The organism is Nocardia seriolae NBRC 15557, assembly GCF_007990715.1.
GTDB lineage: Bacteria > Actinomycetota > Actinomycetes > Mycobacteriales > Mycobacteriaceae > Nocardia > Nocardia seriolae.
The window spans coordinates 1-13,077 of record NZ_BJWY01000172.1 but is presented as its reverse complement, the minus strand read 5'-3'; the positions used below and the strand labels follow the sequence as shown (position 1 = coordinate 13,077).

The window sequence follows — 13,077 nt, the reverse complement described above, 5'->3', positions numbered from 1 at the left end:
GTATTAACCGGCGGGGCACGAACGGTTTTGGCTAGTTCCCCGTGACATCCATCTCGATGAGCGGCTTGCGCAGCAGCTTGCCGGTGGCATTGTGCGGCAGCTCGTCGAGGAAGATGACCTCGCGCGGCACCTTGTAGCGCGCCAGGTTCTCCTTCACGTAGTCCTTGATCTCCTGCACGTCGCGCTTGGAGTCCGGGCCCGGAACCACGATGGCGCGCAGCCGCTTTCCGAAGTCGCGGTCGTCCACGCCGACCACCGCCGCCTCCAGGACGTCGGGGCGGTTGGACAGCAGGTTCTCGACCTCCTGCGGGAAGACGTTCTCGCCGCCGGAGACGATCATGTCGTCGTCGCGGCCGTCGATGAACAGCAGCCCGTCGGTGTCGAAGTGACCGACGTCTCCGGAGGACATGAGGCCCTCCACGTACTCCTTGGTGCGCCCATCGGTGTACTGCTTGAACGAGTGCCCGTTCTCGATGAAGATCGTGCCGGTCACATTGGGCGCGCTGATGCGGTTGCGGTTCTCGTCGAAGAGCGCGACCCGGATGCCGACCGGCGGCTTGCCCGCGGTGGTCGGGGCCTTGCGCAGCTCGTGCGGCTGGGCCACGGTCATGACCGCGCACTCGGTGGAGCCGTACACGTTGTAGAGCGAGTCCCCGAAGTAGTCGAGGGTGCGGGTGACCACGTCCGGCGGGATCGCCGAACCCGCGGCGAAGACGACCTTGAGCGTCTCGGCCGGGTTGTACTTGGCCAGGGTCTCCTCGGGCAGGTCGAGGATGCGCTGCAGCATGGTCGGCACCACGGTCAGGCCCTGGGCGCGGAACTTCTGGATATTCGCCAGCGTGCCCTCGGGATCGAAGCGGCGCTGCTGGAACACGACCCGGTTGCCCAGCGCCAGCGACAGCGTGAACTGCGACAGGCCGGTGGCGTGGAAGATCGGCGCGGCCATCACCACGGTGCTGTTGCGCGGCAACGGGATTCGATCCAGGAACTGCGCGGTAATGAACGGCGAGACCTTGTCGCGCGGCGCGCCCTTGGGGGTGCCGGTGGTGCCGGAGGTCAGGATGACCATGCCGCCCGGCTTCTCCGGCGGGGTCACCGGGTCGGTGGACTGCCCGGCCGAGACCGACTCGATGGTCGGGGTCGACGGATCGGCATTGTCCTTGGCGTCCACCCAGGTGAGGATGCGCGGGATGTCGGCCGGAATGGCGGACATCAGATCGAAGAACTCGCTGTCGTGCAGCACCGCCTTGACCTGCTCGCGCGCGGCCACATCGGTGAACTGCGGCTTGGCGAAGCCGGTGTTCATCAGCACCGCGCGCACGCCCAGCTTGCCGGCGGCGGCCAGGGTCAGCACCATGCCGCGGTGATCGCGGCACAGCACGCCGACCACGTCGCCGGGGCCCAGGCCCTGCGCCGCGAGGCCGCGGGCGAAGGCGTTGGACATCTGGTCGAGCTGCTCGAAGGTCAGCTCACCGCCCTCGTCCACGATGGCCGCGCTCTTCGCATTGGTGTTCGCGCCGTGCACGACCGCGCCCGCGAAGGGGCCGAACTTGAGCATGCTGAGGGCGGACCGGGCCGCGATATCCGGTCGCAGTGGATTGAACAGACCCCCTCGAACCATCGCATTGACGCTGAGTGCGGCATCACCCGCCTTGCGTAGAACCGTGCCAGCCGATGGAAGGGCAAGTGACATGGGTACAACCTTCCGCGGTCCCCCGGCCGGACGAGTCGGCGGACGGACCACAACCTTGAGATCCAGTGCGGTGCTAACCCTAGCAAGCACCCGCAGCCCAGGTGTGGCCGAGGTCTCCGTTACCGGCGGTAACGAATACATCTCCCAGCTCGTGGCGGGGATCCCAGGATCGCCGACGGGCGGCTCGAGCTCACAGCCGCGATCTCGGCGCCGCTCTACATGGTCGGCGGTTCGTACTCGACGAGGACTCGGCGCAGCAGTTTGCCCGTCGCATTGCGGGGGAGGTCGTCGAGGAAGAAGACATCGCGGGGGACTTTGTAGCGGGCCAGGTTGGCCTTCACGTGGGCCTTGATCTCGTCGGCGGTCAGTTCCGCGCCGGGCTCGGGGACGACGAAGGCGCGCAGGCGTTTGCCGAATTCGCCGTCGTCCACGCCGACCACGGCCGCGTCGAAGATGTCCGGGCGCTCCAGCAGGAGGTTCTCCACCTCCTGCGGGAAGACGTTCTCGCCGCCGGAGACGATCATGTCGTCGTCGCGGCCGTCGACGAAAAGCAGTCCGCGATCATCGAAATGGCCGACATCGCCGCTGGACATGTAGCCGTCGATGACCTCCTTGTGCCGCCCGTCGGTGTAGCCCTTGAACGGTGAGCCGGAGCGAATGAAGATGCGGCCCTTCACGTTCTTGGCCCGGATGCGCCGCCCGTCGTCGTCGAAGAGCGCGACCTCGCAGGTGGTCGGCGCGCGGCCCGCGGTGCCGGGCGCGATGGCCAGATCCTCCGGGCGCGCCACGGTGGCGACCGCGCATTCGGTGGACCCGTACAGGTTGTAGAGCACCGGCCCGAACACCTCGGCGGTGCGCACCGACAACTCCGGCGACAGCGCCGACCCGGCGATCACGATGCCGCGCAACGAGGAGTGGTCGTAACTATCACGAATCGTCTTGTCCAGCTCCACCATTCGATGCAGCATGGTCGGCACCGCCACCAGCATCTGAGCGCGGTGCTCGGCGATCAGGCGCAGCGTCGACTCGGCGTCGAAGCGGCGGATGGTCACCACCTTGTTGCCGAAAGCGCAACAGGCGAGCCAGGTTCCGAATCCGGTCGAATGGAAGATCGGCGAGACGATGACCATGGTCCCGCCCTGCGGGAAGTCGATACGATCCACCATCTGCACGGTGGCCAGCGGCCCGGTCCGCTCGCGCGGTGCGCCCTTGGGCAGGCCGGTGGTGCCGCTGGTCAGGATGATGAATCCACCCGGCTTCTTGGGCGCGGGCAGTGGGGCCTTGGCGTTGGCCGCGATGAGTTCGTCCAGAGTCGTTGCGCCGCTGGGAATCTCGATGCCCTCGTCGACCCAGGTGAGCACCCGCGGCAGTTCCGGCGGCAGCGCGTCGAGCAGTCCGAGGAACTCGCTGTCGTGCAGCACCGCCTTCACGTTCTCGCGCTCACACACCTGCGCGAACTGCGGTTTGGCGAAACCGGTGTTCATCAGCGCCAATCGGGCCCCGAGCTTGCCCAGCGCCACCATGGTGAGCAGCAGCCCGCGGTGATCGCGCGACAGCACCGCGACCACCGTGCCCGGCTTCACCCCCATCCGCTGCAATCCCCGTGCGAGGGCGTTGGATTGCTCGTCCAGCTCCCGGTAGGTGAGCTCCCCGTGCTCATCGGCCACCGCCGCCCGCTCCGGCCACATCCGCGCGGCCCGCCGCACCGCCGTCGCAGGCGGCCCGAAGACCCTGCCCTCCAACGCGGTTCGTATCGTCTCCATCGGCTTGCGCGGATCGGTCAGCCCCAATTCCCGCAACTTCCGCAGCCCCCGCAGCGTCTCCGCCGTGTGCACCACCCGCTGCTGTGCCTTTTCCAATACCGAGGCCACGTCGACCACCTCCGAGTGCCGAGCCGCCACCCCGACTCGGCGGCGGGTAAGCGCCACGGTAACAGCGCGGTGTGACCCTGGTTACACAAATCCGGACAGCCCGATAATTTGCGAGTTGCCCCGCCGGGTCGGTAGAACTGTTCACCCGCACGTCATGCTGGATTCAGCCGAATCCAGCAGGCTGCGGTTTCCACATTCTCCAACCCGATGAGGTCGCCCCCACATGGAACTGCTGTCTATCCTCGCCAACGTCGTGTCCGCCGTGTTCACCGGCAGCTCGATGCTGTAATCGCACGGCCACAGAGCCACCGCGGATGGCCGTCGGCATTTGCCGGCGGCCATCCGCTTTTTTATCCGCTGGCCGATCAGTCGAAGGCGGTGGTGAGGCCCAGGTGCGCGGTGGCGTCGAGTTCGGTCGCGACCGTGGCGAGCTTGCCGCGAATCGCTCCGACCGCGTCCGCGCCCAGGGCCAGGCGCAGTGGCGGATTCGGCTGCCCGACGACGGCGAGCACGGCGGCCGCCGCCTTGTCCGGGTCACCGGTCTGCTGCTGGTCGGAGGCGGGCAGGCCGTCGCGGATGGCTCCGACCGTGGCGGCGTAGTCGGGGATGGCCGAGCCGAAGGTGAGTGCGGCGGGCTTGGCGAAACCGGTTCGGAATTCGCCGGGCTCGACGATCAGCACCTGGATGCCCAGCGGATTCACCTCGGCGGCAAGGGCTTCGCTGGCCAGCTCCAGCGCGCCCTTGGCGGCACTGTAAACGCCGACGCCCGCGAACGACATGAACCCGCCCATGCTGGTCAGCTGGACGATGGCCCCGGCGCGGCGTTCCCGCATCTGCGGCAGCACCAGCTGCGTCAGCCGCAGCGGCCCGAAGAACATCACCTCCATGGCGTCGCGCAGATCGGCCTCGGCGGTCTCCTCGATCGCGCCGACGATCCCGTATCCGGCGTTGTTGACCAGCACGTCGATCCGCCCGGCCGCCTTCACCGCCCGCTCGGCGGCGGCCGCGTCCCGCACATCCAGCGTCACCACCTGCACCCGATCCGGGTGCGCGGCAACCACATCCGCCATGCTCTCGGGCCGTCGCACCGCGGCCACCACCTCGTCGCCCGCGGCCAGCACGGCCTTGGTGAAGGCCGCCCCGAAGCCGCTGTTGGCCCCGGTGATCAGCCAGCGCCGGGTGTCGTCTGCACTCATGGTCGATCCTTCTCGCTGTGCCCGGGCCGATCGGCCCGCGGTCATGTCCCAGAGCCTGCCGCGTCGCGGCGTGGCCCGGCATGGCCCAAAGGTGGAATATGGGAGGGTGACTGGAGCCCTCACCGATCCGAACCGCCGCCCGAGGCCCCTGCCAGAGGGCGATCCGTTGAGCGTCGAGGACCACCGGCGCGTGATCGGCGTGCTGGAGTCGGTCGACCGCGCCGGCGATCTGACCGAGTTCCGGGGGCGGCTGCTGCTGGCGCTGCAGAACTGGTTCGGTTTCACCGGAGTCGCCGTGCTGCACGGCAATACGCTGGCCGACGCGATCAACGAGGGCTGCGGCATCCAGGGCGGCTACACCGCCGAATTCCTCGCCGCCTACGCCGCCCGCTGGACCGAGGTCGACCCGTTGCGCAGTGAGCAGGTCGCCGAACTGCTGCGGACCCGTGGCGTGATCCGGCTCAGCGAGGTGCCGGGCGGTACCCGATTTCTCGCGGACTTTCTGCGCCCCAAGGGCATTGCCGACAAGGCTGCCATGGTGATGGACGCCGGGCCCGCCGGAGTCCTGTTCGTCAGCATGGCCGTCGCCGACGCGCTGCGCGTGCCCGAACGTGATCTGGCCGTCCTGCACGCCCTGCGCCGTCACCTCGCCCCGCTGGTCACCGAGCAGCTCGCCCGCGACCGCGAGCGCCGGGCCGCGACCGCGAACTGGCAGCTGACCCCGCGCGAATGGGAGGTCGCCGATCTGGCCGCCCGCGGGCTCACCAACCGGCAGATCGCCGAGCGTCTGTTCATCGGCGTCGACACCGTGAAGAAGCACCTGAGCCGGGTGCTCGCCGAAACCTCCTGCACCAGCCGCACCCAGCTCGCCGTCCGTTTCGCCGCCGCGTGAGCCGTGGTCGCCGCAGAATCATGGGATGAGCGATCTCTTCGATTTCTCCGGCCGCACGGTTTTCGTGGCCGGGGGTACCAGCGGCATCAATCTCGTTGTGGCCCAGGCCTTCGCGCGGGCCGGGGCATCGGTGGCGGTGCTGTCCCGCACGCCCGAGAAGGTCCGCGCCGCGGTGGACTCGCTCGGGGAATGCGGGGTCACCGCCCTGGGCTTCGCCGCCGACGTCCGTGATTATCAGGCGGTCGCGGCGGGCATCGCCGCCACCTGCGACGAGCTCGGGGAGCTCGATGTGCTGGTCTCGGGCGCGGCCGGGAACTTTCCGGCCGCCACGGAGGCCATGTCGCCTGGCGCGTTCGCCGCCGTCGTCGACATCGACCTCAAGGGCACCTTCAATGTGCTACGCGCCGCCCGCGAGCACCTACGCACGCCGGGCGCGTCGGTCATCAATATCTCCGCGCCGCAGGCCACCATCCCGATGAGCATGCAGGCCCACGCCTGCGCCGCCAAGGCGGGCGTCGACATGCTCACCAAGGTCGCGGCCCTGGAATGGGCGCCCGCCGGTATCCGCGTGAACGCCGTCGTCCCCGGCCCCATCGAGGACACCGAGGGCATGTCCCGCCTGGCCCCAACCCCCGAACTCGCCGAACTGGTGACCAAATCCTTCCCCCTGGGCCGCTACGGCACCGCCCAGGAGATCGCCGACTGCTGCCTGTGGCTGTCCTCCCCGCAGGCCTCCTACGTGAACGGCGCGATCATCCCCGTGGACGGCGGCTGGTCCCTCGGCGGCGCGTCAGAGGTCTTCACCGCCATGCGAAACCTGCTGGCGGGCTGACGCTCCGGCCCGGTGCGTCGGCTGGGCTCAGTGCCCACCCGCCGAGATCTTCTTGGGATCGATGAACGACTGCAATGGCGACAGCTGCGTATAGGTATCGAGCAACGCCCGCCCGAGCGTGGCATGCGCCTCGACAATCGGATTGGTTGCGCCGTAATTGTCGGGATCCGGTGCCTGATCGGCAAAGAACGAGAACACCATCAACGGCGCCCCCGCCGCATCGAACATGATCCCCGTATCATGCCGCTTGTCCTCGGACGCCCCATGCTTTGTAGCAAACCGAGCCCGCTCATCCGACGACATATTCCGCCGCACCCCATCGGTATACCCCACCGCCGACCACGACATGATTCGCAACACGTCCCGCGTCGACTGGCTCGACAACAACGTCCCCGACGCGAGCCGACACAACAACTCATTGTTCTCCCTAGGCGTCGTATACCCCAGATAAAACCGACTGTCCCCAGCAATCGGCACCACCCGAGTCTCCTTGAACCCCAACCCCTCCAACGTCTCGTTGATCCGATCCCCCGACACGAACCGCGACATCAACCGCACCGCAGTGTTATCCGAAACCTGCAACATCGTCGTCATCAAATTGGCGACAGTGAGCTGATCCCCGAACGCCGCCTGATTCAAATACAGCCCGCTACCTTCGGCCACGATATCCGCGTCGAGCGTGGTGGTATCCGACATCCGTAGTCGCCCGGCATCGACCTCGCTCATCACCGCCGTCATCACCGCCAGCTTCTGCACACTGGCCCCCTCGATAACGAAGTCGGCATCCTCCTCCACCACCGCAACCGGCTTCCCCGACCCCAAATCACTCACCAGGCAATGCCACCGCCCCCCGGCAAACTTCGTAATCGCCCGATACTGCGCATCGAACGCGGGCCCCACGATCGGCACCCCCGCCCGAGCCCCCGCCGCCTTCACCAACCCCCCAGCCGCAATCGCACCGGCTCCCAATAGCATCCGCCTACTGAATCCACGCACCGCCGAAACCTATCCGCGCAGATCACATTCCAGCAACCATGATCTCTATAACCGCAGTTCGGTGCGCTGAACGGGCGGGCATCGCACCCAGGATCCGCCGACCCAGAGCAATGAGCCATCCGTGAGTTGTGCAACTACCTCGACAGGCGCACTCGCGACGCGGCCGCTCACTGGGCTCAATCTCTGCGGTACGGTGCCATCGCGGAATGGGTGCGTTGCGGGATCGGTTGCAGGCAACCATATTTCGCTACGGGCGCGTGTTCGGAGGGGACAACGATGGGGCTGGTCGCAGACCCTTGGAAGGACAACTGGATTCCTCGCTGCGATGGGATCTACAGGCCCGACGACACCGGCCTGGAGTTGGACGTCGCAGGTCCCGGCGCCTATCACCCGAATGCAGGCCGGCCGATTCCGTTCGAGATCGGCGAACCGTTCGACGTCATCGAGGTCATCGAGGATTACGGCTGCCATGAACGCGACTGCTATTTCGAGACCCCGCTCCCGGACGGCTCCGGACTGATGTCGGGCGGAGGCGCCGGTGGCATGGGCAATCTCGGCTACCTCGCCCGCCTCGACCCCACCGGCGCACTGCGGTGGGTCGCCCCCGTGTTCCTCTCCAACCCGTTCATCAGCGTGCGCTTCGAGGGCCCAAACGCCATCTGCCTCAACGACTGGCGAAACCACCTGACCCTCGACCTCACCACCCCCGCCCTCCGCTGACCAGCAACCATATTCGGAATCAAAGCGATGAGGTGCCTCTGGCGAACTGCTGTGGGGCTTGGAGGGCCGCGGCCCGGTTCTGGTTGTGTCCAGGCGGGAAAGTCTGCGGGAAAAGATCTCTTGGGCGCTCGAGCCATTGCGGGATCGCATCGCCGAGTGGCGTTCGTAGGCGACTTCTTTCCCTGCTTCTCATACAGGCGGCCCTCGGTGGAGGGAGGGCGTGTCAAGGGGTGCCGTAGGCATCGCGGAGCGACGCGACGGAGGAGCGCTCTTTGCTCGTCCGAATGGAGCGAGACACTGGGCCGATGAGGAGGCGGGGATAGCCGAGCATGAAGGTGTTCCGGCCTTCGCTCATAGCTCCGAAGTAGTTGGGAGGCTGGCCTGGTGGCCGGTCAGCGAGGTTCGGGATCGATGTGCGGCTCGGCGTTGGTGAGTGCCCAGTCGATGCGCTTGCGCTGGCTTGGGTCCATCGTCAGCGTCGGAATCCGTTCGACAGGAACCCATTCGACGGACGTGCTTTCGCTGCTGGTCGTCGGCTCGCCGTCGATGGGCGCGGCGCGATAGATGACCGAGAATTCCTGCCGCACTTCGTCATTGCTGGTGTAGCGGATGAGGTGGGTTGGATCGGTGAAGATTCCGACGATGCCGGTAAGGCGAATGTTGACGCCGGTCTCCTCGGCAGTCTCGCGGATTGCCGTGCGGCTGAGGGACTCTCCGGGATCGTGTCCGCCTCCAGGCGTCGACCAGTTGCCATTGTCGGAGCGGCGATCAGAAGGACGTGGTCGCCGCGGCGAACAAAAGCGCCGGCACTCGGGCGGACGCTGTTGGCGGTGGGTGCGTTCGGATCCTGGTGGTAATCGATACGGCGGCCCATGGGTGCAGGGTACTGGGCCTGACCGGGCCGCAACCGTCATTGCACGAGGGCGGATGGTGTTTCACTCGGGGAGTAGGCGTCGGGTGAACCCGGCGTCGACCAGGCGGCGGTAGGCGTCTTGCGCGATCTCGGGTACTTCCTGCTCGATAGCCCAGCCCTTCGTCGGGTAGACCCAGATTCGTTGGGTGTCGCCGACGAGCATGTTGATAACGCGATCGACGTCTCCGAGGTTGGCCACGTAGTCGTCGAGGGCGAGGGGAAGGGATCCGCAGACCACGTCCACTTCCGGCCAGCGTTTGCGGCAGATGGCATAGCTGCGGCGCTGCTGGTACGGGCGGGAGACCAGCATCACCGATTTGATCGAGTCCAAGTAGCCGTGCTCGCTCAGGAGGGTACGGGTGAAGTCGATGTTGTCGCCGGTGTTGGTGGCGTTGGGCTCGACCAGGATCGCGTCGGCGGGTACGCCGAGCTCGATGGCTCGTTCGCGGAAGTGCACTGCTTCGCCGCGCGGGAACAAGTCGACAGTGGTCGGTGCGTTCGCACCGGTGAACACAATCAACGGGAAGGTGCCCGCGTGGAAGAGATCTGCCGTGTAGGCGGCGACTCCGAAGTCGTGGCCGCCGAGGCCGATCCCGACATCGACCGGGCGCGGCTCATGATGCAGTTGGTTGTAGTCCCAGAGGATCTCGACATCCGAGCGGTACTCAGCGGGCAACGTCGTCGTCGGCATCGGAGGCTCCTCTATTCGGGCAGCTTGAAGTCGTACGTCCACGAGAACCGGGATGCCGCGTGGACACCGCGCGCAAACTCGATCAGAACATCATTCGCGGTGTAGGTGCGACGTGTAAGGATCATTACCGGTTCTCCGGCGGGCAGCTCGAGGGTCTCGGCTTCCTCCGGGGTGGGCATGCGCGCGAAGATCGTTTCCGACATGTGGTCGGGCTCGTAGCCCTGGAGGGTGAGTACCGCCAGGCCGCCGCCAGGACCAGCGGGTCCCGGTGTGGGGTCCACCAGCGGCGTTCCCTCGACGATTTCGGGAAGGTAGTAGCTGGCGAGGGTGTGGGTCGGCCGCCCGGCGTCCTTGACGGTGCGTGCTCGTTCGTAGACGTGCGAACAGGGTTGCAGCCCATAGGCTTCCATGATCTCCGGATCCGCCTCGATGAGCGTGACGGTTTGAGTCTGATCGGTTCGTTCCCACGGTCGGCCGGAGGCTTCGCGATCGGCGATGAACGCGACCGTGTCGCCGTACTTCCACTTCTTCTTCGAGTACCGCTCGATTCCGAGGCGCTGTAGCGGTGGGCGTTCACGGACTACGGTTCCGCGCCTTCGGATTGCTGTCACCAGGCCTTCGGCTTCGAGTAGAGCGACCGCCTGCCGGATTGTCTTGATGTTGACGCTGTAGCGTTCGGCCAGCTCGTCTTGCTTGGGAAGTGTTGTCCCAGGCTGGTATTCGCCCTGGTTGATGGCTTCGCGCAGGCTGGCCGCCAGTACTCGGTATCCGCTCATGTCGCTCAGCTGCTCTCTCGTCGCGGTGGTGCGAACTGATCGAGTTTAAGAGTAGCTCTAACCGCGTCCCGTGCCACCTAGATCTATTAGAGCCAGCTCTATTGCTTCACTAGTCCCAGGATGTTTGAATAGAACCGGCTTTATTTGGAGACTGGTGCGTGGGAGGTCGAGGCCGATCGCGGCGAAATCGAGCACAACGCCGGGGTCTACCTGGAGTTTTTCAGATGCAGTGATGACGATCATGGTGAGCGACCGCAAGGGGAGTCAATGCGTTACAGGCCAACGGCATTGGGATACCGTGCGCCGCGAGGCGCTGCTGTTCATATTGGAGGTGTGATGACTCCGAAGTGATTGTGTCGCAGTACGATTGCTGTCGCTGGGGGCAGCCTGATCCGGGAGACGCCGGGGAGGGTGGGAAGCAGCCCCGACAACGCCGGGACGTGTCAGTACTGCCGAATGGTGCGGGTCCGGCAAGCGTGGGACAAAGGCGGACGTAAGGAACCGGCGTGTAAAGCTCCTCAAGAAGCAGCGGCCAGCTCGAACTCGGTGGATCTGGGCTGGTTTGCGGTGCGCACCCGTCACCGGAAGTGGTTGGTGGCGGGGAACTCCTGGGCTGGTCGGTAACGCCGGCAGGGAGGTCACGGTGAAGGTCTGCGGTGTAGCCGTGACGATGCCGCTGGGGCAAAGTCGGCCGCCTCCTGTCCCGAATGAACAGCAGTGAACGCGGGAACCACCCCGTCTCGCTCACCGGGGGGTCGTAGCCAACGGCTTTCGGTGGGCAGGCTCGTCGTCGGCTGTCGGGGCGTGGGTGGGGCGGAGGGGTCGTAGTAGTCCGAGGACGGGAAAGCCGTCTCACATGGCGAAGGACCCCAGTGGATGTCCGCAGGAGCGGGACTGTAATGGACGGAGCCACTTGTGAATACGAGTGAATCGTGGCCCGACTTCGAGGAAGCCGGGCTGCGAGTACGGCGGATGCAGACCAAACTGCACTGGTGGGCGACCCGCGAGGCGGGTCGAGTGTTCAAGGATCTGCACAATCTGGTGTGTGATCCGGCGTTTCTGGTCCATGCCTGGGAACGGGTCCACGGCAACAAGGGCGGACGGACCGCGGGCGTCGACGGGGTCGTACCCCGTGAGATTCCCAAGGAATCGACTGTACTGTTGTCGCGGCTGCGAACGCAGTTGAGGGACGGGATGTTTCGTCCCGATCTGGTTCGCGAGAAGTTGATCCCGAAACCGGGCAATCCGGTGAAGAAGCGCAGGTTGGGGATACCGACGACAGCGGACCGTATTGTTCAGGCGGCGCTGAAGTTGGTGCTCGAGCCGATTTTCGAGGCGGATTTCCAGCCCAGTTCGTATGGGTTTCGGCCTCGAAGGTCGGCGCACGACGCGGTCGGCGAGATCGTGCATATGGGTGCCCAGGGTTATCGGTGGGTGCTCGAGGCCGATATCGAGGCGTGTTTCGACCGGATCGACCACACCGCTCTGCTGGAGCGGTTGCGGCGTCGGGTTGGCGACAAACGCGTTGTGGCCCTGGTCCGTTCGTTCCTGAAAGCGGGTGTGCTCACCGAGGAAGGGCTGGACCGGGACACTCACACGGGAACCCCGCAGGGCGGGATTCTTTCGCCGTTGCTGGCGAATATCGCCCTGTCGGTGCTCGACGACCATTATCGACACAAATGGGATTCGCTCATCGAGGGGGCCAGCGTCTCAGCCGCGAAATCGCGGCGGCTGGAGTTGCGCCGCAAAGGGGGCGCGACCTACAAGATTGTCCGTTACGCGGACGATTTCGTGGTCCTGGTCTACGGCGAGCAACATCATGCCGAAGCGGCCAGGGCCGAGGTCGCGCAGGTATTGGCTCCGATGGGATTGACATTATCGGAGTCGAAAACCCGTGTCGTGCACATGGATAGCGGGTTCGATTTCCTCGGGTGGCGCATCCAGCGTCGCAAGCAGGCAGGATCGAACCGCAGATATGTCTACACCTATCCGTCGAAGAAGGCTTTGGCCTCGATCGTCGGGAAGGTGCGACACATCACCCGCAGATCCGGATCACCCTACAAAACGCTGCAAGCGATGCTCCAGCACCTCAACCCGGTAATTCGGGGGTGGTGCAACTATTTCCGGCACGGATGCTCGAAGGCGAACTTCGCTTATCTCGACCACTACACATGGTTCGCGGTGCAGCGATGGCTGGCCCGCCGGCATCCGAAACTGACATGGCGGCAGATCCGGCGACGGTATTCCGATCCCCGGTTCCCCGCTTCCCGTCATGCCGAGAACGGGACCGTGTTGATTCCACCTCAGGCAATCACTATCGAGCACAGTCGATTCCGGGGTTACGCGATCCCGACACCATGGACCGTCCGAGCAGCGCAACTGGAAACACTCGCATCAGCATGACATTCATGGAGAGCCCGTTGCGTTGAAAGGCGCACGGCGGGTTCGGAGGGCGGCCACGGGAAACGGACCCGAGGCAACTCGGGCACCGCGCCCG

At 65.8% G+C, this 13,077-nt stretch carries 11 protein-coding genes; 4 read left to right on the top strand and 7 right to left on the bottom strand.

What is annotated here, in order from left to right; translation table 11 throughout:
- Positions 1 to 31 precede the first annotated feature (31 nt).
- The 3 genes from NS2_RS32945 to NS2_RS32935 form a co-directional block, all read right to left on the bottom strand.
- Positions 32 to 1,693, bottom strand: a complete 1,662-nt coding sequence (locus NS2_RS32945; RefSeq protein WP_033091332.1) for an acyl-CoA synthetase — start codon at positions 1,691 to 1,693, stop codon at positions 32 to 34.
- A gap of 215 nt (positions 1,694 to 1,908) precedes the next feature.
- Positions 1,909 to 3,564 (bottom strand): acyl-CoA synthetase, encoded by a 1,656-nt coding sequence (locus NS2_RS32940; RefSeq protein WP_033091338.1) that lies wholly within the window; start codon positions 3,562 to 3,564, stop codon positions 1,909 to 1,911.
- 365 nt (positions 3,565 to 3,929) lie between these two features.
- Entirely contained in the window at positions 3,930 to 4,760 is an 831-nt protein-coding gene (locus NS2_RS32935) for an SDR family NAD(P)-dependent oxidoreductase (RefSeq protein WP_036551765.1), read from the bottom strand.
- Between the two features lie 106 nt (positions 4,761 to 4,866).
- Between NS2_RS32935 and NS2_RS32930 the strand changes: the two genes are divergently transcribed.
- Both NS2_RS32930 and NS2_RS32925 read left to right on the top strand, forming a co-directional pair.
- Positions 4,867 to 5,652 carry a helix-turn-helix transcriptional regulator gene (locus NS2_RS32930; protein WP_253251237.1) on the top strand — a complete coding sequence of 262 codons (786 nt, stop codon included), beginning with the start codon at positions 4,867 to 4,869 and terminating at the stop codon, positions 5,650 to 5,652.
- A 25-nt stretch (positions 5,653 to 5,677) separates the two neighbouring features.
- A complete protein-coding gene (locus tag NS2_RS32925) occupies positions 5,678 to 6,484 on the top strand; it encodes an SDR family oxidoreductase (protein WP_033091334.1) in 807 nt (268 codons plus the stop codon).
- A 27-nt stretch (positions 6,485 to 6,511) separates the two neighbouring features.
- Here the strand turns inward: NS2_RS32925 and NS2_RS32920 are convergent, their stop codons facing one another.
- A complete protein-coding gene (locus NS2_RS32920; RefSeq protein WP_158543967.1) occupies positions 6,512 to 7,384 on the bottom strand; it encodes a serine hydrolase in 873 nt (290 codons plus the stop codon).
- Positions 7,385 to 7,756: 372 nt separating this feature from the next.
- Between NS2_RS32920 and NS2_RS32915 the strand changes: the two genes are divergently transcribed.
- A complete protein-coding gene (locus NS2_RS32915) occupies positions 7,757 to 8,200 on the top strand; it encodes a hypothetical protein (RefSeq protein WP_036551767.1) in 444 nt (147 codons plus the stop codon).
- A 392-nt stretch (positions 8,201 to 8,592) separates the two neighbouring features.
- On the opposite strand, the gene NS2_RS32910 is transcribed toward NS2_RS32915, so the two are convergent.
- From NS2_RS32910 to NS2_RS32900, 3 genes are read right to left on the bottom strand one after another with little or no spacing between them, the layout of a single operon-like run.
- A complete protein-coding gene (locus tag NS2_RS32910) occupies positions 8,593 to 9,114 on the bottom strand; it encodes an NUDIX hydrolase (protein ID WP_197707896.1) in 522 nt (173 codons plus the stop codon).
- A 21-nt stretch (positions 9,115 to 9,135) separates the two neighbouring features.
- A complete protein-coding gene (locus tag NS2_RS32905; protein WP_147207402.1) occupies positions 9,136 to 9,804 on the bottom strand; it encodes a YdcF family protein in 669 nt (222 codons plus the stop codon).
- Positions 9,805 to 9,815: 11 nt separating this feature from the next.
- Positions 9,816 to 10,580, bottom strand: coding sequence for a GntR family transcriptional regulator (locus NS2_RS32900; protein ID WP_033091337.1), 765 nt, complete (start codon positions 10,578 to 10,580; stop codon positions 9,816 to 9,818).
- Between the two features lie 915 nt (positions 10,581 to 11,495).
- Here NS2_RS32900 and ltrA point away from each other — a divergent pair.
- The gene (gene ltrA, locus NS2_RS32895) at positions 11,496 to 12,983 is read left to right on the top strand and encodes a group II intron reverse transcriptase/maturase (protein ID WP_071343620.1); all 1,488 of its coding nucleotides are present in this window, start codon (positions 11,496 to 11,498) and stop codon (positions 12,981 to 12,983) included.
- Positions 12,984 to 13,077: the final 94 nt, after the last annotated feature.